Here is a 20,140-nt window from a genome sequence, read left to right on the forward strand (position 1 = left end):
CTTTTATGAAAACCAGATTGGCCAACCCGGCAGTGTTCCCTTTAATACATTCACGAATAAATAATAGATGATTCCGGAAAATCCTGCGGAAATGATGAGCGATGTCACCCACTTATTCCGTTCCATCGTTTGAAAGCAAACAAACAAAAAGAGAAAGGTCGTAATGACATATCCTATCGTTTCCAATGTCAAAATATAAATCAAGGTGGAGAGCAGAATGATGATAAAGGGTTTATATTCCAGCTTTTCCTTACCCGATTCCTGCACCTTGCTCCGAAATGCCTCATAGAACAGGCGAATACTTAAAACTGCAAGAACGAGCCCCAATACAAAGGGGAAAATGTCCGGTCCTACCGAACTTCCATAAGAAGAACTGGCCAGTTTCCTGCTTCCTATCATGAACAGCACCCCGACAGCCAGAAAGGCTACAGAAGCAAAGCGATCAAATTTCACTTCCATCCTAATCCCTCCATTTCAGAAAATAAGAAGAAGGTGAAAGCACCTCCTTCTCCCCGATTATTTTTCCATGCCTAAAGCTTCTAATAATTGCTGCACCTGTTTTTCCTGTTCTTTTAAAAACTTGCTGAATTCTTCACTATCTTTATATTCCTGTTCCCATCCTTGAACTTCCACTTCCTTTTTCCATTCAGAAGTTTCAACTAGCTTTGCAATGGTTCCGTCCCAAAAGGTTTTCGCTTCACCAGACATATTCTGAGGTCCAAAAATCCCTCTCCAAATCGTGAATTCAGCATCAACACCCTGTTCCTTTGCCGTCGGTATGTCTTTAAGATCGCCACCCAAACGTTCAGTCGAGGTTACGGCCAACACTCTAATCTTCCCTGCTTTTAAAAATTCCCTGACACTGGATGCATCCGTTCCTATCACATCTGCATTACCGCCAAGCAATGCCGTAATCGCTTCCCCGCCCCCGTCGTACGAAACGTATTTAAGTTCAGTTGGATTCAAGCCATATTCATAGGCTGGTAGAATGGAAATCAAATGATCCATTGATCCAGGAGCCGATCCTCCTGCAAAGGTCAGCTTACGCGGATCTTTCTTCACCGCTTCCAGCACTGATTTCAAATCCTTGAATTCAGAATCCGCCTTGACCACTATCGCCCCATAATCCTTTGTCAGCTGCGCCAAAGGGGTCGTATTTTTATACCCATAAGGACTGTTGCCTTCTTTTTTAAGGTTATTGATGATGACAGGCGGTGAATTCACGAACAGCATGTCATTATTATCCGCTTGCTGTGTTGCATAATCCGCCATGAAGACTGCGCCCCCGCCACCGGGTTTGTTTTCGACGGTCAATGGCTGGTTCACCAGTTTTGTCTCACTCAAGACCTTTGTAAATGAACGGGCGGTTAAATCCCATCCACCGCCTGCGCCCGATGGAGCAACGACCGTTATGGCTTTTTTCGGATAGCCTGTGCTTTCTTTCTTTTCTCCTGATGTATCCGAACTGCTGCATGCACCTAAACTTAAAGCTAACGAACCCGCCAATATGACCGCTGAAATCTTTTTACGAGAAAACATAATAATCCTCCTTTTGAAAGCGTTTTCTTAATTCTACAAAAATATCTTCCTTTTCTTTGATTATTAACCTAAGATGCATAACTTCCATAACCTCTATAATGTTCATAAAGTTTTATCGGGAGACATGGGAAAAAGGCCCGCCCATTAAGGGCAGCCCTGCTAGAATAGTATTTTTGATAGATATACGACCACCGTTACCGTTATACTGCTGAATAAAGTCGACATCAAGACTGCCTGTGCCGCATACTCCGGATGATTGTCATATTCCAAAGCGAATAATGCGCTGTTTCTCGATGTTGGAAATGAGCTTGCGATAAATAATCCCTGAGCGACAGTCCCTTCCAGGCCCAGCAGGAGGATGATCAGGAATGCGATGGATGGCGAGAGTATTAACCGGCCAATCAAGCTAAGGATAAGCGGAAGCGGAAATTGCGTCATTTTCAAATAGGCACTCTGTGCACCCAATGTAATCAAGGCAATGGCTATGAAAGCACTCGCGATATTTTCAATCGGGGTCCATAAGAACAGCGGAATGTCGAAAGAAGCGGAATGTAATAGAAAACCGAGTAATAAAGCATAAATGACGGGGTTCTTCAAGAACTCGCGAATGGCGCCCTTCGCACTTTTTGTATGGACGGAAACGGAATTCATCAATCCATAGGTATATGTCAACAGGTTTTGAAAAATGATCACGATGACTTGGATCGACAGGCCAAGAGGATTACCATTAAAAACCATCTGGCTGACGGGTAACCCGAAATTGGCTGAGTTATTCAGGACTACACTATTTTTAAACGTGGCAGAAAGACTTTGATCAAACCTGGCAAGTTTAGCAATCACTGTACTCACGATGATGAGGCTTACTGCTTGAAGAGCAAGGAAGCTGAATATCTGAACGATCATTCCCCCGCCCATTTTACTTTGATATATATTGACAAAGCTAATGGCCGGCATGAGCAGGAAGTGATTCAATTTAGACAGCGTATTCATATCCAACTTGAATTTACGATGCAGGATGGCCCCAGCCCCTATTAGGAAAAAGACCGGCACAATGACATTCAATACGATCAGAAACAGGACACTCACTTGACTTCCTCTCCATTCCTTAGGCAAATTCCTGATGTTTTACATCTCCCATCTATCATAATCCCGGGATAACCATAGTTAAAATACCAATAAATTATCGTTATCCATTCAAAAAAGGAATGACAAAAAAAGCACAGAGATTTCTGCGCTTCCAGTTAAATATCACTCATGAAATCGACGCCTTTGACAAATTCGACAAACGCTTTGACCAGTTTTAATTCCAGCGACTTTTCATGATATAACATCCACGTATTCCTGATAAGGGGATTACCTTGCTTATCCTTAAGGTCCATTTGACGGAGATTTTGGTCTTTCTCCAATAAAACACTGGGGAGGATGCCATATCCCAGGCCATTCCTGACCATTTCTTTGCATGTATCACCTTTGTCCACTTCCATCCCAACCAAAGGCGGTCCTGAAAAATTGTCTCTCCACCAATTATCAATCATTGTTTTCAAAAAAGCATCCGTCCCATAATCGATCCTCGGCAGGAAAGGCAGGTCCCGGACTTCGATTTCTTCCTTGGAAGCAATACAAATCGTTTCCTCAAAAAGATGGTGCCTTGCTCCAGCCCATTGATAGTCCCCCCGAACGATTCCTACATGCACTTCTTCCTTGTAAATGAGGTTCAGCACTTCTTTACTCCAACCAGTGGTCACATGGAAATCCACTTTAGGATATCGCTCACGAAATAATCTCAACAGGCCTGGCAATTTATGCAGCGTGATATAATTGGAAACACCCAGCCGTAATGTCCCACTGATCTCCTGACCCATATTGAACGCTGTCTCTTTTATCTGCCGGAGCCTGATCAGCATCTCATCTGCACAGTTGGCCAAATATTCTCCTTGAGGGGTGAACTGCACTCCCCTTGTTCCCCGCTCCACAATCTTTAGATTGAACTCCTTCTCTATTTGTTGAATTCGTTTCGTTAAAGAAGGTTGCGATATATATAAACTTTGCGCCGTTTTAGTAATATTTTTGTGCTCATGCAGCTCCTTTAAAATATGCCAATCTCTTTCATTCATAACCCTTCCCCCGATACCGCTTTTTCCTTGAATGTCTTATCAAAACTGTACCATAAAAGGCTTGTTGATATATCCAGCCATGCCGGCAAGGACTTTCCCAAAGCTCATTCTCCAGCCCGCCTTAGGAGCGGCATCTTTCAAGCTCAGTCATTCAATTGAATTCTTTCAGGGCATGTATAGATATTCAGTGAATCATTACGAATGAACCCGACCGTGGTGATTCCCAATCCTTCAGCCAACTCCAAAGCCAATTCGGTTGGAGCTGATTTCGAAAGTATCAGTTCACAGCCGATTTTCGCCACTTTCAAGAGAATTTCCGATGAAATCCGGCCGCTGAACACGATAGCTTTCCCTTCTATCGAAATACCATTTTTCAAGCAATGGCCGTATATCTTGTCCAAGGCATTATGCCGTCCGATGTCCATCCTGCTTAATACGAGGCCATCGACATCGCATAAAGCGGCATTGTGGACCCCGCCTGTGTTCTGGAAGGTGACAGCGGAATTTTGTAAATCCTTCATCAAGCGGAAGCAGTCATCGGGAGTCAGTCTCACCGAAACATTATCCATTTTCTTGGCAGTCAATGCATCATTCACAAAGACGAACCCTTGTCTGCTCATTCCGCAGCATGATGTAATATACCGCTTATTTTGAAAGTCCTGGAAGTAGGGATTCACTTTATCTGTCTTCACATGAACAAAGCCTTCTTTTTCCTGGACCCAGATTTCTTTTATCTCATCATATTTTTTGATGATGCCTTCCGAAGCCAAATAACCAATCACCATATCCTCGATGTATTCAGGTGTACAAACCATCGTGACGAATTCCTGGCCATTTATTTTGACAGTGACGGGATACTCCGTTACGATCGTATCTTCCGTCCGCTCGATGTTGCCTTTGGTTATCCGGATGATGTCCCTCTTGCTTTCAATCGCTTTCATGTTCCCACTCCTTTTACTATCCAGGAGCCAATTGACCAATATGCAAGGAACATGGTCAATGCCCGTTGAGTTTGTCCGCTATTTCCTTATCAAATACGAATACGGAAATCGCTATGTTCTCTTTAATTTTGATATCTGAAAACAAATGGACCAGTTTAGCTCCAACCAGTTCTTCCATTCCATCAGGAGGACTCTCCGAATACACATCCTGAACCATTTTGGTACGTGCAGAATGGACCATGTCCCTTCCTTCCTCCGATCTTGATATGAACATTTCCGTAGGAGTCAAATTCCCATATAACGTAGAAACGGCCATATTTTCCACGAAAACCGTGTGTATGCGCTCTGGTCCTTTACCGAATAGTTCTTTGCGCAGCTTACGAATCATATCATTGAATTCATGGATAACTTTCGACACCGTTACATCACTCCAATTCAAGAAAATTAAGTTCTCAATTTTCTTATCATAAATCAACGCGAAGAAAAACGAAAGGAATTTGGGAATGATACCCTCTTTCCAGGATTGTTTCTTGTTAAAATTAAAGGTATAATATCAAAGAGGAAAGTTGGGAGCATAATAGTGTACTGTTGTGTCCTATCTTTTTTAAAAATTATCCATTATGGTATGGATTGGTATATTGGCAAGCTTTGCTATTAAACTATTCCACCATGACCTACATTTCCGTTCAGAGCCGGAGGTGTGATCATGGTGGTTTTTTTCGTGTTTTTGGCTATAAAAGGGGGAAATATAATGAGCGATTCAAACATCATCATCAAAATCAATGGGAAGGATTATACCGCTAATGAAGGAGCGACAATACTGGAGGTCATCAACCAAAATGAGATAGCTCATCCACAAATTTGTTATGTTCCTGAAGTGGATCCGATCCAAACATGCGACACATGCATCGTCGAAGTTAATGGGGAACTCGTCCGATCATGTTCGACAAAAGCAGCAGGCGGCATGGATATTGCCTTGGACTCAAGCAAGGCAAAAGAAGCCCAAACCGAAGCCATGGACCGGATTCTGGAAAACCATTCTTTATACTGTACTGTATGTGATAATAATAACGGAAATTGCAAACTGCATAACACAGCGGAATTAATGGAAATTGAACACCAAAAATTTCCTTACACACCGAAAGTGGAATTGGGTGCCGTTGATATGTCCCATCCATTTTATCGCTATGATGCCAATCAATGCATCGCATGCGGTCAATGTGTCGAAGTCTGCCAAAACCTTCAGGTCAACGAGACGCTGTCCATCGACTGGAAAGCGGAACGCCCACGGGTAATCTGGGATGAAGGAACGGAAATCAATAACTCATCTTGTGTAGGCTGCGGACAGTGTGTAACCATTTGTCCATGTAATGCATTAATGGAAAAATCGATGCTGGGTGAGGCAGGCTTCATGTCAGGTTTGAAAAACGATATGCTTGAACCAATGATTGACCTTGTCAAAGAAGTGGAACCTGGATACAGCGGGATTTTTGCCATTTCGGAGATTGAAGCGGCAATGCGTGATACACGGACGAAGAAGACAAAAACGGTCTGCACGTTCTGTGGGGTAGGATGCACATTCGAAGTTTGGACAAAAGGCCGTAAAATCCTTAAAGTCCAACCTACTCATGAAGCACCCGTCAATGCGATATCCACATGTGTCAAAGGGAAATTCGGTTGGGACTTCGTAAACTCGGAAAAACGTTTGACCAAGCCCCTGATTCGGAAAAATGGTAAATTCGTTGAATCAAGCTGGGATGAGGCACTTGATTTGGTTGCATCCAGACTTGGTTCGATCAAACAGCAATACGGCGGGAATTCAGTAGGCTTCATTTCCTCATCAAAAATCACAAATGAAGAAAACTATGTGATTCAAAAACTGGCACGGCAGATGTTCGAAACGAATAACGTCGACAATTGCTCGCGTTACTGTCAATCCCCGGCAACAGACGGACTGTTCCGTACAGTCGGCATGGGCGGAGATGCTGGTACGATTAAAGATATCGCCGCAGCAGGTCTTGTCATCATCGTTGGGGCTAACCCTGCAGAAGGCCATCCCGTACTGGCGACACGCGTAAAACGGGCACACAAGCTTCACGGACAAAAACTGATCGTAGCTGACATCCGCAAAAACGAAATGGCCGAGCGCTCCGACATCCATATCAGTCCAAAACAAGGAACAGACCAAGTTTGGTTGATGGCGGTTACAAAATATATGATCGATCAAGGCTGGCATGATCAAGAATTCATCAATGAAAATGTAAACTTCTTCGACGATTATAAAGAAGTTCTTGAAAAATATACCTTGGAATATGCAGAAGCACACACAGGCATTTCAAAAGAGACATTGATACGAATAGCTGAGACCATTCGCGATGCAGACGGAACATGCATTCTTTGGGGAATGGGCGTTACACAAAACACCGGTGCTTCCGATACTTCAGCGGCAATTTCCAACTTGCTATTGGCTACGGGTAACTACCGTCGTCCAGGAGCGGGAGCTTATCCGCTTCGCGGCCATAACAATGTACAGGGCGCTTGCGATATGGGTACCCTGCCAACATGGCTTCCAGGATATCAGCATGTTACCGATGACGTGGCACGTGCTAAATTCGAAAAAGCATATGGAGTGAAAATCGATGGCAAACCAGGCTTGAACAATATTGAAATGCTTAAAGCGATAGAAAAAGGCGACATGAAGGCCATGTATCTTGTCGGAGAAGATATGGCACTTGTTGACGCGGATGCAAACCATGTTGATAAAGTATTATCCGGATTGGATTTCTTCGTTGTCCAGGATATTTTCCTTTCAAGGACAGCCCAATATGCCGACGTGGTATTGCCCGGAGCTCCATCTCTTGAAAAAGACGGAACGTTCACCAATACCGAGCGCCGTGTACAGCGTTTATATAAAGCCCTTCCCACTATGGGAGATTCTAAAGCGGACTGGGAAATCACTCAAGAGATCGCCAATCGCTTAGGTGCAAATTGGAACTACACTCACCCTAGTGAAATCTATGATGAAATGGCAAGCCTGTCACCGATATTCAGCCAAGCGAATTACGGGGTGCTGGAAGGATGGAACAGCTTCCTCTGGGGAAGCCATGATGGCTCAAACACGCCGCTTCTTTATGTGGATGGCTTCAACTTCCCTGATAAGAAAGCGCGCTTTGCACTGGCTGACTGGGTGGAACCTCATAAATTCCCGGAAGAATATGACCTTCATATCAATAATGGACGCATGCTGGAGCATTTCCATGAAGGCAATATGACGAACAAATCCAATGGAATCCAATCGAAAGTACCTGATATTTTCGTTGAGGTATCACCAGAACTTGCCAAAGAACGTAAAGTCGGTGATGGCGGACTCGTTCGCTTAGTGTCCCCATTCGGGGCCGTTAAATTAAAAGCCCTGATCACAGACCGTGTGAAAAATAATGAGCTATTTTTACCGATGAACTCAGTCGATAAAGACTCTGCCATCAACTTCCTGACTGGTCCTATCTATGATCAACGCACAAGCACGCCTGCTTACAAACAGACGATGGTCCGCATGGAAGTATTAAGCGCAAGCGGAGACATCCCATTACCAGGTACCAATCCAAGGAACAAAAAACGTCATCCTCAAAATGGTGTCGAGGTTGAACGGAAGTGGGCCCGTCCAGGGTATGTTCACTTAACGGATAAATAAAACAAGGAGGGTGAAGATCATGGCAGCGCCTATTACGGAAATCCATAATCCCATTACTGAGGAAGAAATAAAGCTACAAAAACTCGAAGAACTGAAAACACTGATCACCGATAATGAAGATGCATTAAACAATATGTTTAAAATCGTCAATGAACTGAATGACTCGGGAGTATTCGAAGCCGCGACCTCCATGCTTCAAGGAAAAGAACAAATTGCAAAAATCGCTCTTCAACAAATCACAAGGCAACCTGTTACAAACCTGATCAATACCCTTATGGGGGCAACAGGAGCCTTGATGAACGCCGATGCCGCACAATCCACGAAACTGCTAAACAGTGCACTTGCAGGAATCGACGAAGGAAACAAATTCCTTCAGGCCGACAAGAAGATCGGCGTTTTGGATTTAATGAAAACATTGAATGATCCAGACATAAACCGGGCGATCGGTTTTGGCGTCCACTTCCTAAAGGGAATGGGCAAGGAATTAAAAGAATAGAATCGGAACAAAGACTCAAGAGAAGCTTCTTTTGAGTCTTTGTTATATATTGGATGAAATGCTAGCATATGAAACACGTTGAAAATCCCCGAATTGCATTAAGATTGATGGGACGATAAAGCTCACCTACGCTAAAAATATGAATCATTTGCTTGTTTCGTGGCTTATTAAATATAGAGAAATAATTTTAAGGAATAGTGTAGAAACTATTCCTTTTTTTAGAGTAGTCTGCGTAATGATGAGGGCCAAATCACTCATCAAAATAAAGGCTGTACACTCACCCTTATTCGTACCACTGCTTGTCAAATTCAATGATTGCAAGATCCTCGTTGCACTGGATGAAGAGGAAATGTTTAAAAATCCCTCAACTGCCGATTCGTTATGGTCGAGCCTAATAGATAAAAATAATCTCGTAAAGCCGGGGTATGTGCTTTTTTACTGGATAGTTGGCATTGAGGGCAAATCCATGTGCCATGCCTTCTACATAACTGATTCCCCTTGCAATTCTCACATATCACTCCTTTTATTAGGTCCTCTTCGGTAAGGTTGTATCGTTCCAGAATGGAAAAGTCCGCATCGATGTGGTGTTTATTCATTACGCGAACGGCTTTTTTCAAATCTTTTTCACTAAAAATGGAGTCTGTTATGGAATCTTCTATTTGACTAATTTTATAAGGAAGTGCATCGCGATGGATAACTTTATAGTGGAGTTTATGGTTACCAGGAGCTGTACGTATGATTGTTTGGGGATTACTGATGACAATTAAAGAGTGGATTGGAAGTGAGGGAAAACCATTTTTCAAGAACCAATTGGTTAACTGTGATTCTTGGCGGCTGACTTGTATGATGGGATCTGGAAATGCCGTCTCTTTTCCTTCTATCGTTCGAATGAGCTGGTTGAAATGCGGATCAAAATAGATTGCCACTAAAATGTTCTTCACTTCAATATTAAGCGCATATTTCTTGGAGATTAATAAGGTATCCAGTTGAAAAAATCGTGATTGATCCTGCAGCCTTAAATCGTGGAAGATGTAATAGCTTTTCGGTTCAAGAAAGCTTAATGGAAAATCAATGGAACATTCCCCTTTATGGCCCGCTTCCCTTTTTTTGAGATCGTTCATGATTAAGGGGAGTTTGGGGTGATTCGGAGGAAGCCAGTACGCTAATGCACGTAATTTGCGGATGGCAAGAGGAACTTTTCGCTTTTTTACAATCAATTTAATCGCTCCAATCTTGGTTTCTCCCAAATGATTCTACAGCAGAAGGGAATATTCCTTTAAATGATGACGATTGTACAATTTATCTGTGAATTTGGGAATATATCTTCGAAAATGGAGATATATCTGCGAAAACTCCTGATTTATCTGCGAATTACACGATTTATCGATTTTTCGACAAAAACAACTTATAAAAACAAATTGCTATATTTTCATCATAAATGTCGTAATCGATACCATAACGGATTTTGAAGATATATCATCTGTACCTAATGCTTATAGGGGTACCGCCTTCCGCGTTTATCTGACGGTACCCCAAATGCCAGTCAGTATTTTCTACGAACAGCTGATTTAGGACACAGCGTGCTATTCAACGCAGGGAGGGCCTGCCGTACTGTCATGACTAAAGCTTAATAATAAGTAAGTTTCCTTCTTCATACCGGCGCAATGTATCTTTAACCTAGAATATCAGAAAGTGCACTTTGTACGTATGGAAATTGAAAGGAGTAATTGTGGTAAAGTGCTTTTTGAGGGAGTACCCGCTGCCCTTTTAATACCAACTGACTCATTTCACCAAGTACTATTTTTACTACAACCCCAGGAACATGAAGCCAATATGGGCGGTGAAGGACGTCTGCAATGGACTGTCCGTATGATGACATGCGTATTGGATGAGGTGAGGTCACATTCAACGGTCCATCTACTTCAGAATTAATTATGGAGAAGTAAACCATCTCAACCGCATCTTGAATGTGCACCCAGGAAATCCATTGCATCCCACTGCCGATTGTCCCCCCAAAACCTAATTTATACGGTAGCACTATTCGCGGAAAGGCACCCTCTTGACCCAGAATGATGCCGAAACGCGCGAAGACCGTTCGAACGCCTAATTCTTTCGCCATTGCCCCTTCTTTCTCCCAACGCTTTACAACACTCGCCAAAAAATCGTTTGCATCACTTTCGGAGGACTCATTAAACGTTTTGAAGTCTGACATCCCGTAGTAACTTACACCTGAAGCGTTAACAAGAACTTTTGGCCTTGGATGAAGATGTCTCAAAATTCGAATGACTTCTTTTGTGACTGTAAGACGGCTATTCAAAATAGCCTCCTTTTTACTTTGGATCCACCGTCCGCTATTAATTGATTCCCCTGCTAAATTGACCATCGCATCGACATCCTTAAGTTCGTTTTCAGGTTGATGATCTGTAGAAAGCCAATCAACATAATGAACGAAATCACTTGTTCTTTTACGATCAGGAAGACGCGTTAATATGGTTACTCGATGGCCCTTTTGAGTCAACAGGTGAGTCAAGGCTTGACCTACAAACCCGCTTCCTCCCGTTATAACAACATGCAATTTCCTCACCTCCTTCTTCAACTGCTTACTTATAAGTTACTGAATAAAATAACGGCCTAAAAGATTGCCAACAAGAAAAATCGGGATCATGAGCAGGCTGACCGGGAGACTTGCAAAAAGTAAATGCCCGTCTATCAGACCGTGTTCGAACAAACTGTCATAGGCAATAAGACAGTAAGGGATGAGAAGGAATAGCGCCGTTATGATGCCAGGTGTGTAGCCTTTGAAAAAGATGGACTGAACAACATGCATGATCGCTTGCAGAATAAATAAATTGAGAATAGCTGTATATAAAAGAAAGCCCCCTCCGTTTAATGTGAGATGGGCAGTCACCACTGTAGTGAATGAAATAATCAACAAAATCCAAGTAGCCGAAACAGAAAGCTGGGCAGCGGTCGAACCTAGTTTTTCCCTCATATTTAATATTAGTTGGACGAAAGAAGATTTTTGAAACCTATTTTTACTTGCCTTCATGGAAGATTCAATGGTTATGATCTCTTCTAAGTCATGGAAAATAAAAATGATTGGGCACAACCAAATAATTGTTTGAAGATCGAAAAATTGGCGGAAAGTTTCAAGCATCTTTTGCCTCCTGCTTGTTGTAGTTTTATTCATTGAATGGGACAAACTTTAAAAATATGCAAAAAGTCACTTGAAAGCTATTTGAATCCACAGATCCCTGTTTAGCTCCCTTCAGCTAATTTTTGATAATGGGCCAAGGCCAATAACGGAAAAACGTATTCGTAACAATGATAATTGATATAAAAGGTTCCCGCCATTCCCCTTCCTTTCGGGTAGGCCTTTGCCCAATCTTTTTCTTTTCCATCTACTAAAAAAGCTGCGCCGCGTTTAATGTCAGGTGTGACTTCAGCCGCGGCTGTGATAAGTGTATCAAGGGCCCATGCTGTATGGGTGCGGGTACTTTCGCCCAACGGCACATAACAATTTTCGATATCACTTTTACAGGATTCTCCCCACCCTCCGTCTTGATTTTGAATGGCTTTTAACCAGTTTACAGCCTTCTGAATGGCAGGATGATTCGGGGAAATCCCAACTGCAACCATTCCCGTTACAGCCGCCCATGTGCCATAAATATAGACGCCCCAGCGCCCTACCCAAGAACCATCCGACTCTTGATTCTTTAACAGCCAACGAATCCCGCGTTTCACCATAGGATGATGAAAATCCAAATGGGTATAGTTCCCGAAAAACTCTAATGTCCTTCCCGTTAAATCAACCGTCGACGGATCAATCAACAAATCTTTTCCGCCCTCGATCGGTAACAGGTTCAATATTTTCTTATTTACATTCTTTTCGAATGCCGCCCATCCACCGTCATTGTTTTGCATGGAAATGAGCCAGCTGATTCCCCGATCCCATGCCTGTCGACAATCCACCCTTTCGATGGCTAACGTTCGAATCGCTCTTAGTGCTGCCGTTGTGTCGTCAATATCCGGATGGATTGTATTCATGTCCTCAAAGCCCCAGCCTCCCGGCAACAGGTCTGGTTCATGAATGACCCAATCCCCGTATTTGACATGTTGCCGGGAGAGGATATATCGGTTTGCCTTCTGGACGGTATTCGATGAATAAGGGACTCCGGATTCTTGCAGAGCATAGCTGATTAACGTCGTGTTCCAGACCGTAGCCGTCGCATATTGGCAGTGGAGTTCTCCATCAATCCGGCAGGTCATCGCATTTAAGCCTTGCAAGGCACGGGTAATCACCGGATGTGTATTCGAATATCCCCTCGCCAATAAGGCAAAAATCATCATAGAAGTTGAACCGAAATAATTACATAAGGTGCCATCCGGTTCTATTCTATCCAGCATATATTGTTCGGCGCGATTTAAAGCTAACTCGCGAAGATTTCCGGGGTAGTCTTTCAGGCCTTTTATCCCTTTTTGAATCGAATCGATAACCGAGCGGAATTCCGGATCTTCTGTAAAAAAACGATTTTCTTTTTTGAGATACAAATCAGAGAGATCAGGAGACCGCAGCGTTCTCCTGCTAAAACCCAAATTGGCCAGAATCAGTAACGGGATGATGTTCGTTCTGCCAAACATGGAGAAGTCAAAAAGATTAATTGGAAAGGAGTCCGGTATAAGCAGCACTTCAATCTTAATGGGGAAAGGCGGCCACTCGCACTGTCCGGTTAAAGCCAACAGGACTTTAAAAAACATATGGACTTCAGTAGCCCCTCCGTTGGCAAGGATAAACCGCCTGGCTGCCTGGATATCCGGGTCATCCCGGTCCCGATAACCGGAGTAAAGAAGGGCATAATAAGCTTCCACAGTGGACGTAAGGTTCCCTTTTCCTTCATCATAAAACAAACCCCATGAACCATCTTTCTGCTGTTTCCCTGCAATACGTTCCACCAGTTCTTTTATGAACGCCTCATCATTTATCTCCAATGTCCGCAATAAGATAATCATGTGACAGTCTGTTCCGATGCCGGTCTCAAAAGGATATTGCCAGGACCCGTCATCTGATTGGTCCCTAATGAACTGATCGACGATTCGGTTCATTTCCTCATTTACCCGATGTCCCATGTTACCCCCCTCTTTTGAATACTCACGTTGTATTCATATTCCTCTAGCAATATGAATATGCATTTCTTTAATGGGAGAATCGAACGCAGTTAAAATGAAATGTTGATAAGGGATGATGTATTTTTGCTTGATTCCTATTCGGATGTAAAGAAGGATTTGAAAAAAAAATTAAAAAGTAAATCTTCCGGCCTCCTGCCCTTTTTATCCGAAAACGATAAACAACGCATTCACTATATAAGAGAACAGACAAAACAACATAATCAAAACAATGTTACAAGGACTCGGGCTTATTATAATTTTTATCTTGAGCATCCAGAAATCCATTGGGCCCTCCTTGGACATATGGTATCCAGGAACGTTGGCTGGAACATGACCGATTTAAAAGGGGATTTGCTGACAAAACTTCTGCCAGAAAGAGATCAGAAGGCGATTTATTCTTTTTTGGAGCGCGGCAGCTGGTTGATTTTTCAGGATGTGTATCCCCAATGTTTGATTTATGACCTAAGCGTGAAAGCCAACCAGGAAATGTTCCACCTTTTACACTTTTTTCACATTTCCACCTTTATGGAAACGATGTGGCGTTATTTTTGGAACAGCGGGGATTCCTACACTCTTGCGATTGCGACTGTGATAAATGAACAAAGTTATTTGGAAAAAAGAGTGATCCAAAATCATCATTTTAAAAAAAACGTAACCGGTACGGCCAGCTTCAAGTTGTATGATTTTTTGCGTTTCAATCACATTCTTTTTCCATACTGTGCAGAGGGAAATAGGCAACGAGCCTTACTTGCCGGCGCTACCTCGCGCCATTTCACTTCGCTTCACGAACGAATTTTATTCGGAAAAAGATTGTATGCCCTTCTTTTTCAGCGTACAAATATTTCAGCGGGCATTTTGAAATGGGCCAACGATCATCCCCATACGGGTTCACGAAAAGATTATTGGCCCGATTTGTTTAACGATGTAAACGAATTTTTCCCCCGTTCCCTTTATAAACCTCGGGTCAAGAATTGTAAGTTGAGAAAAGGCGCCGCCGACCGGTTGTACAGTCCACTGTTAAAATACGCCTGGCCGAATACTTCTCATGAAGATGCGGAAAGCGGTGACTGGTTTGAGGATTGGCATGTTCTGGACTATATTCATAAGGAAGTCGATGTGAATGGAGATATATTCGGGAATTATTGCAAAACGCTTGAAATAATTGAGCTTGCGGTCATGGGAAAGGAAGCCCTTCTGTTACGGGATGAGGAATAACCATCAACGTGCGGTGATTTTGACAGCTGTTCTATATAATTGCATTGGTCGCTCTTTTCATTTTGACTTTTATTCCTCGAATTGTTGATTGTGTACTTCGATTTAAGTGATTGGTTCCGTTATACAGCAGTTCAAATTAGATAAATGAAACAACATTCTTGTAGACTTCAGAGCCCCCGACAACTCCAATAGAAGTTGTCGAGGGCTCTGTGTAATATTGGACTAGATCTACATTATAAACGAATTTATAAAGCATAAAGATGTTATGATGACAATTTTATGCTTCAAGTCACACAAATAAAAAACCACCAATATATGTATTGGTGGAGACGGTGGGAGTCGAACCCACGTCCAGACATAACGGCACTTAAGCTTCTACGAGTGTAGTCGATATATTCGCATTTCGCGAACTCATTAGCCTATCGACAGGCGGCAGAGCAGCTAGTCTGATTGGTCTCTTCCTTCATCCTCAGACGGTGGATTCCGGCGTATCCCACTTAGAGTGAGTCCCTTACCCTACCACGTGGGCCATGGAGGGAGGAACAGCTATCGACTGTTATTAAGCAGCGAAAGCTAGGTTGTTGTTTTGTTTGCCAGTTATAGGCGTTGACGTTTTAACGAGGCCGATCCCCTCGACTCGCAACTTAAGCTCGAACTATCCCTGTCGAATCCGTAACGTCCCCATGATAGAAATGGAGCGTACGAGAGAAGAATAGTCAGCAAGTCGGCTGATATTCAATTGTCATCGGTACAGGATTAATTATAACAGATTGGTTCAAAAAATCAATTGTAAGGTCTTGGCAGTTTTACATCTTCTGACGATCACGGAAAGCACGTTCAATATCACGCTTCGCTTCCTTCTTCTTCAGGTCATCACGCTTGTCATATTGTTTCTTCCCTTTTCCAAGTCCGATTAAAACTTTGGCAAAGCCATTCTTTAAATACATTTTCAACGGGACGATGGTGTAACCTGTTACCTTTGTTTCACCGATCAGTTTACTGATTTCTTTCTTATGCAAAAGAAGCTTCCGTGTCCGTAACGGATCATGGTTAAACTGATTTCCCTGCTCATAAGGGCTGACATGCATATTATGAAGATAAATTTCATTATTTTCTATTTTAGCAAAGGCATCCTTCAAATTCACTCGGGCCGCACGGATTGCTTTGATTTCGGTCCCTTTTAAAACGATTCCCGCTTCAAATGTTTGTTCAATAAAGAAATCATGATATGCTTTTTTATTTTGTGCTAGTTGTTTACCTGAGCCTTTTGGCATCTAACTCTCCCCTTTTTACATCCAATCGCGGCGAGAGGATGTAATGATCATCCCCCCGCCTCAATCTTTATCTCTTTTTTGGTTTTCTCTTGCGCTTGGCAGCTGGCGCATTTTCAAAGAATTTTTTCTTATTTTTCGATTTTCTTCCAGAAGAAGTCGAATCTCCATTACGGCCGCCGCCTTTTTCTTCCTTACGTCCCCCATTGCCGCCTCGGCCGCGTTTTCGTTCACCTGAATTGGCTTTGAATATTTTCTTCTCGCCAGATGGACGAGGACGGCTTACCTTCATGCCGATGATTTCAAAATCGATGGCGCGTTCCTCTTTATTGACGTTGGAAACACGTACGTCGATCTGATCGCCAATCCGGAAAACATTACCTGTACGTTCCCCGATCATTGCAAGCTGACGCTCATCGAAGCGGTAATAATCATCCGTCATAAAGCTGACATGGACAAGTCCTTCAATGGTGTTCGGCAACTCGACGAACATTCCGAAATTCGTAACCGAACCAATGATCCCGGTATATTCTTCGCCGATTTTATCCAGCATATATTCCGCTTTCTTCAAATCATCCGTTTCCCGTTCGGCATCGACTGAGCGACGTTCACGTTTCGATGTATGATCGGCAATTTCAGGTAAAATGGCATTCCATTTCTCCTTCGTAGCTTCATCGAGTTTACCGTCCACCAAGTAGGTCCTGATCAACCTGTGCACGATCAAATCCGGATAACGGCGAATCGGTGATGTGAAATGTGTATAAAACTCAGCTGATAAACCAAAGTGGCCTAAGCTCTCCGGGTCATATTTCGCTTGTTGCATCGAACGAAGCATGACGGTGGATATGACCGTTTCTTCCGGTTTACCGGCAACCGCCTCAATGATTTCCTGTAACGCTTTAGGATGAACGTCATTGGCCGACCCCCGTACAATATATCCGAAGTTCGTAATGAATTCAAAGAAACGCTGCAGTTTTTCCGGCTTGGGATCTTCATGAATACGGTAAATGAACGGAACGTCAAGACGGTTGAAATGTTCTGCAACGGTTTCGTTGGCCGCAAGCATGAACTCTTCAATCAGCTTTTCCGCAACCGACCTTTCACGTAAAACCACATCAGTCGGATGTCCCTCTTCATCAACGATAACTCTCGCTTCATTAAAATCAAAATCGATTGCACCGCGGTTCATCCGATTTTTTCGAAGGATGGCCGCCAACTTCTCCATGTCCTGGAACATCGGCACCAACGCTTCATAGCGTTCGAGTTGTTCTTCATCCTTATCCACAAGGATTTTGTTCACATTGCCATATGTCATACGTTCCGTCGTCTTAATGACACTTTCGAAAATCTCATGGTTGACAACTTCACCATTTGGCGTGATTTCCATTTCACAAGAAAGTGTAAAGCGGTCGACTTGTGGGTTTAAGGAACAAATGCCATTCGATAAACGATGCGGGATCATCGGAATGACCCTGTCAACCAAATAAACGCTCGTCCCTCTTTCTAAGGCTTCCTTATCGATTGGCGAACCTTCCGTTACATAATGGCTGACATCAGCAATATGCACACCCAGCTTGTAATTGCCATTTTCAAGTTTAGAAACAGTGACGGCATCATCCAGGTCCTTTGCATCCGCTCCATCAATCGTGACCAAAACATCACTCCGCAAATCCCTGCGGCTGCCAATTTCACTTTCTTGAATGGTATCCGAAACGGCATTGGCTTGCTCCATGACGTCATCCGGGAACTCCATCGGCAAACCATATTTATGGATCACTGAAAGAATATCTACACCAGGGTCATTCTTATGCCCAAGAATCTCAATGACTTCGCCTTCTGCACTTACACGTCCTTCAGGATAAGAAGTCAGCTTGACGACAACCTTATGTCCCTCTACCGCTCCATGGGAAGCATGCTGTGGAATGAAGATATCATTTGCGATCTTTTTATCATCAGGGATGACGAAACCAAAACTTTTACTTTCGGAGTATGTACCGACCACTTGTGTAATTCCGCGTTCAAGTATCCTGATGACCGTGCCTTCTTGCCTTGAGCCCGATGTTTCCGAAGACACTCGTACCATGACGACATCTCCATGCATCGCTGTGCCCGTTTCATTTGGCGGAATGAAAATATCATCCATTCCCGGGTTATCGTCAGGTGTCACAAATGCGAATCCCTTTGCATGTCCCGTTAATTTACCGCGGAACAAATTCATTTTTTGCGGCAGGCCGTAACGATTGCTTCTCGTTCTGACCACCAATCCCTTTTCTTCCATTTTTACTAAAGCCTTAACGAAATTCTTGAAATCTGCCGAGTCTTCGATTTTCAAAGCCTCTTCCAGTTCTTGTACCGTTAACGGCTTATACGCTTCATCCGTCATGTATGTCAGAAGCTTATTAATATGTTCTTGAATGTTATCTTCCATGAAAACCCTCCTATTCAGGGTATAATAAATTTGTTATTCGGACCAATCCAGACTTTCTAAAAATTCCAATACATCTTCATGCAACTGGTCTTTTTCTTTATCAAGAGTTATGACATGGCCGGATTCTTCATACCACTTGATTCGTTTGACCGGTGATTCAATGGAATCAATAATAATATCGGCACTTTTTGGATTGATAACATCATCATGCCGGCCCTGCACGACAAATGTCGGAGCGTAAATAAGGTCGACGTGCTCTCTTACATCCGTTATCAATTCCTGAAGGGCTTTCAATGTATTCATCGGTTTATCGGCAAGGAGGTCCATTTCAAGCTCTATTTGCTCTTGAGTTTTTCCTTCATACTTCTTAAATTCTCTGGCGTACTCCAATACTCCTTTAAACATCATTTCTTCACTTTTAATATGCATAGGCGCACACATTGATATGATACCCTTTATAGGTACAGTGTAACCTAATTTAAGAGAAAATACGCCTCCTAATGAGAGTCCGGCAACAGCAATTTCTTCATGGCCTTTGCTTTTCAGAAAATCATAGGCCATCATGACATCATTCCACCAATCTTCCGGACCCGTTTTCACCAGTTCCTCTGGCGGAACGCCATGCCCTTTATAGTGCGGGGCATGGCAGGTGTATCCCTGTTTCTCCAAGTAACGGCCCAGCATCCGTACATCCGCCGAATTCCCCGTAAATCCATGTAAAAGTAAGACAGCCCTTTTTCCGCCTTCAAAAGTAAAGGGCTGCTGCAGCTTGATTTTCATGACTTCAAACTCCTTTATCAGTAAATAGAATTCAAAATATCCCTATCCTATAATTAAGTACCAAAATCACTATATCTATTCATGCAACTATTGTGCAAAGAAAAAAGCCTAGCTAATTAGCTAGACTCATTTTTGATCCATTACACATCAAAGAAAGCAACAAGTAAAGTTAAAGCAAAGAATAAAATCGCCAATACTATCGTTGCACGATGTAAAACTAGGTCCAAACCGCGTGCCTTTTGCTTTCCGAATAGCTGCTCAGCACCGCCGGCAATCGCACCCGATAAACCTGCACTCTTACCTGATTGAAGCAATACCGTCACAATGAGGGCGATACTGACAATCACTAAAAGCGTTATGAGAAATGCATGCATGCAATTACACCTCCTGAAGAACCAATAAACAATTACTTTAACTTTACCACACCCAATAAATATCCACAATCTTTGTTATACTATGATGGTAAGAATTCCTAAAAACCCATAGTCATTTATTTCTT

17 protein-coding genes and 1 other RNA gene are annotated in these 20,140 nt (G+C 42.9%); 3 read left to right on the forward strand and 15 right to left on the reverse strand.

Annotated elements, in window-relative coordinates:
• Positions 1 to 3: 3 nt before the first annotated feature.
• From J7J00_RS13600 to J7J00_RS13625, 6 genes are all read right to left on the reverse strand, one after another.
• On the reverse strand, positions 4 to 459 hold the full coding sequence (locus tag J7J00_RS13600) for a tripartite tricarboxylate transporter TctB family protein (protein WP_214791308.1): 456 nt from the start codon (positions 457 to 459) through the stop codon (positions 4 to 6).
• Between the two features lie 57 nt (positions 460 to 516).
• Positions 517 to 1,539, reverse strand: a complete 1,023-nt coding sequence (locus tag J7J00_RS13605; protein WP_214791309.1) for a Bug family tripartite tricarboxylate transporter substrate binding protein — start codon at positions 1,537 to 1,539, stop codon at positions 517 to 519.
• 159 nt (positions 1,540 to 1,698) lie between these two features.
• The gene (locus J7J00_RS13610) at positions 1,699 to 2,625 is read right to left on the reverse strand and encodes an AEC family transporter (protein WP_141992838.1); all 927 of its coding nucleotides are present in this window, start codon (positions 2,623 to 2,625) and stop codon (positions 1,699 to 1,701) included.
• A 155-nt stretch (positions 2,626 to 2,780) separates the two neighbouring features.
• Positions 2,781 to 3,653, reverse strand: a complete 873-nt coding sequence (locus tag J7J00_RS13615) for a LysR family transcriptional regulator (protein WP_214791310.1) — start codon at positions 3,651 to 3,653, stop codon at positions 2,781 to 2,783.
• Positions 3,654 to 3,796: 143 nt separating this feature from the next.
• Positions 3,797 to 4,594, reverse strand: coding sequence for a formate dehydrogenase accessory sulfurtransferase FdhD (fdhD, locus tag J7J00_RS13620; RefSeq protein ID WP_214791311.1), 798 nt, complete (start codon positions 4,592 to 4,594; stop codon positions 3,797 to 3,799).
• 55 nt (positions 4,595 to 4,649) lie between these two features.
• Entirely contained in the window at positions 4,650 to 5,012 is a 363-nt protein-coding gene (locus J7J00_RS13625; protein ID WP_214791477.1) for a Na-translocating system protein MpsC family protein, read from the reverse strand.
• A gap of 333 nt (positions 5,013 to 5,345) precedes the next feature.
• On the opposite strand from J7J00_RS13625, the gene fdhF reads away from it, so the two are divergent.
• Both fdhF and J7J00_RS13635 read left to right on the forward strand, forming a co-directional pair.
• Positions 5,346 to 8,285 carry a formate dehydrogenase subunit alpha gene (gene fdhF / locus J7J00_RS13630; RefSeq protein WP_286201337.1) on the forward strand — a complete coding sequence of 980 codons (2,940 nt, stop codon included), beginning with the start codon at positions 5,346 to 5,348 and terminating at the stop codon, positions 8,283 to 8,285.
• A 19-nt stretch (positions 8,286 to 8,304) separates the two neighbouring features.
• Positions 8,305 to 8,781 (forward strand): helical membrane plugin domain-containing protein, encoded by a 477-nt coding sequence (locus J7J00_RS13635; RefSeq protein WP_063595796.1) that lies wholly within the window; start codon positions 8,305 to 8,307, stop codon positions 8,779 to 8,781.
• A gap of 353 nt (positions 8,782 to 9,134) precedes the next feature.
• Here J7J00_RS13635 and J7J00_RS13640 read toward each other — a convergent pair whose 3' ends face one another.
• From J7J00_RS13640 to shc, 4 genes are all read right to left on the reverse strand, one after another.
• Entirely contained in the window at positions 9,135 to 9,998 is an 864-nt protein-coding gene (locus tag J7J00_RS13640; RefSeq protein WP_214791312.1) for a nuclease-related domain-containing protein, read from the reverse strand.
• Between the two features lie 455 nt (positions 9,999 to 10,453).
• The gene (locus J7J00_RS13645) at positions 10,454 to 11,356 is read right to left on the reverse strand and encodes a TIGR01777 family oxidoreductase (RefSeq protein WP_214791313.1); all 903 of its coding nucleotides are present in this window, start codon (positions 11,354 to 11,356) and stop codon (positions 10,454 to 10,456) included.
• A gap of 36 nt (positions 11,357 to 11,392) precedes the next feature.
• Complete coding sequence (locus tag J7J00_RS13650; protein ID WP_214791314.1) at positions 11,393 to 11,938, reverse strand: HXXEE domain-containing protein; 546 nt, start codon at positions 11,936 to 11,938, stop codon at positions 11,393 to 11,395.
• A 101-nt stretch (positions 11,939 to 12,039) separates the two neighbouring features.
• Positions 12,040 to 13,908 (reverse strand): squalene--hopene cyclase, encoded by a 1,869-nt coding sequence (gene shc, locus J7J00_RS13655; RefSeq protein WP_214791315.1) that lies wholly within the window; start codon positions 13,906 to 13,908, stop codon positions 12,040 to 12,042.
• A 99-nt stretch (positions 13,909 to 14,007) separates the two neighbouring features.
• Between shc and J7J00_RS13660 the strand changes: the two genes are divergently transcribed.
• Entirely contained in the window at positions 14,008 to 15,162 is a 1,155-nt protein-coding gene (locus J7J00_RS13660; RefSeq protein ID WP_214791316.1) for a DUF2515 family protein, read from the forward strand.
• Positions 15,163 to 15,483: 321 nt separating this feature from the next.
• On the opposite strand, the gene ssrA is transcribed toward J7J00_RS13660, so the two are convergent.
• From ssrA to secG, 5 genes are all read right to left on the reverse strand, one after another.
• Positions 15,484 to 15,845, reverse strand: a transfer-messenger RNA (tmRNA) gene (gene ssrA / locus J7J00_RS13665).
• Positions 15,846 to 15,968: 123 nt separating this feature from the next.
• Complete coding sequence (smpB, locus tag J7J00_RS13670; protein WP_214791317.1) at positions 15,969 to 16,436, reverse strand: SsrA-binding protein SmpB; 468 nt, start codon at positions 16,434 to 16,436, stop codon at positions 15,969 to 15,971.
• Between the two features lie 67 nt (positions 16,437 to 16,503).
• Positions 16,504 to 18,861: a ribonuclease R gene (gene rnr, locus J7J00_RS13675; RefSeq protein ID WP_214791318.1), complete on the reverse strand. Its 2,358-nt coding sequence runs from the start codon at positions 18,859 to 18,861 to the stop codon at positions 16,504 to 16,506.
• Between the two features lie 33 nt (positions 18,862 to 18,894).
• Positions 18,895 to 19,641 carry an alpha/beta hydrolase gene (locus tag J7J00_RS13680; protein WP_214791319.1) on the reverse strand — a complete coding sequence of 249 codons (747 nt, stop codon included), beginning with the start codon at positions 19,639 to 19,641 and terminating at the stop codon, positions 18,895 to 18,897.
• 140 nt (positions 19,642 to 19,781) lie between these two features.
• On the reverse strand, positions 19,782 to 20,015 hold the full coding sequence (gene secG / locus J7J00_RS13685; protein ID WP_063233970.1) for a preprotein translocase subunit SecG: 234 nt from the start codon (positions 20,013 to 20,015) through the stop codon (positions 19,782 to 19,784).
• Positions 20,016 to 20,140 lie beyond the last annotated feature (125 nt).

Origin of the sequence: Bacillus sp. ISL-4 (genome assembly GCF_018613275.1) — a bacterium.
In the GTDB taxonomy this organism is placed as follows: domain Bacteria; phylum Bacillota; class Bacilli; order Bacillales; family DSM-1321; genus Peribacillus; species Peribacillus simplex_E.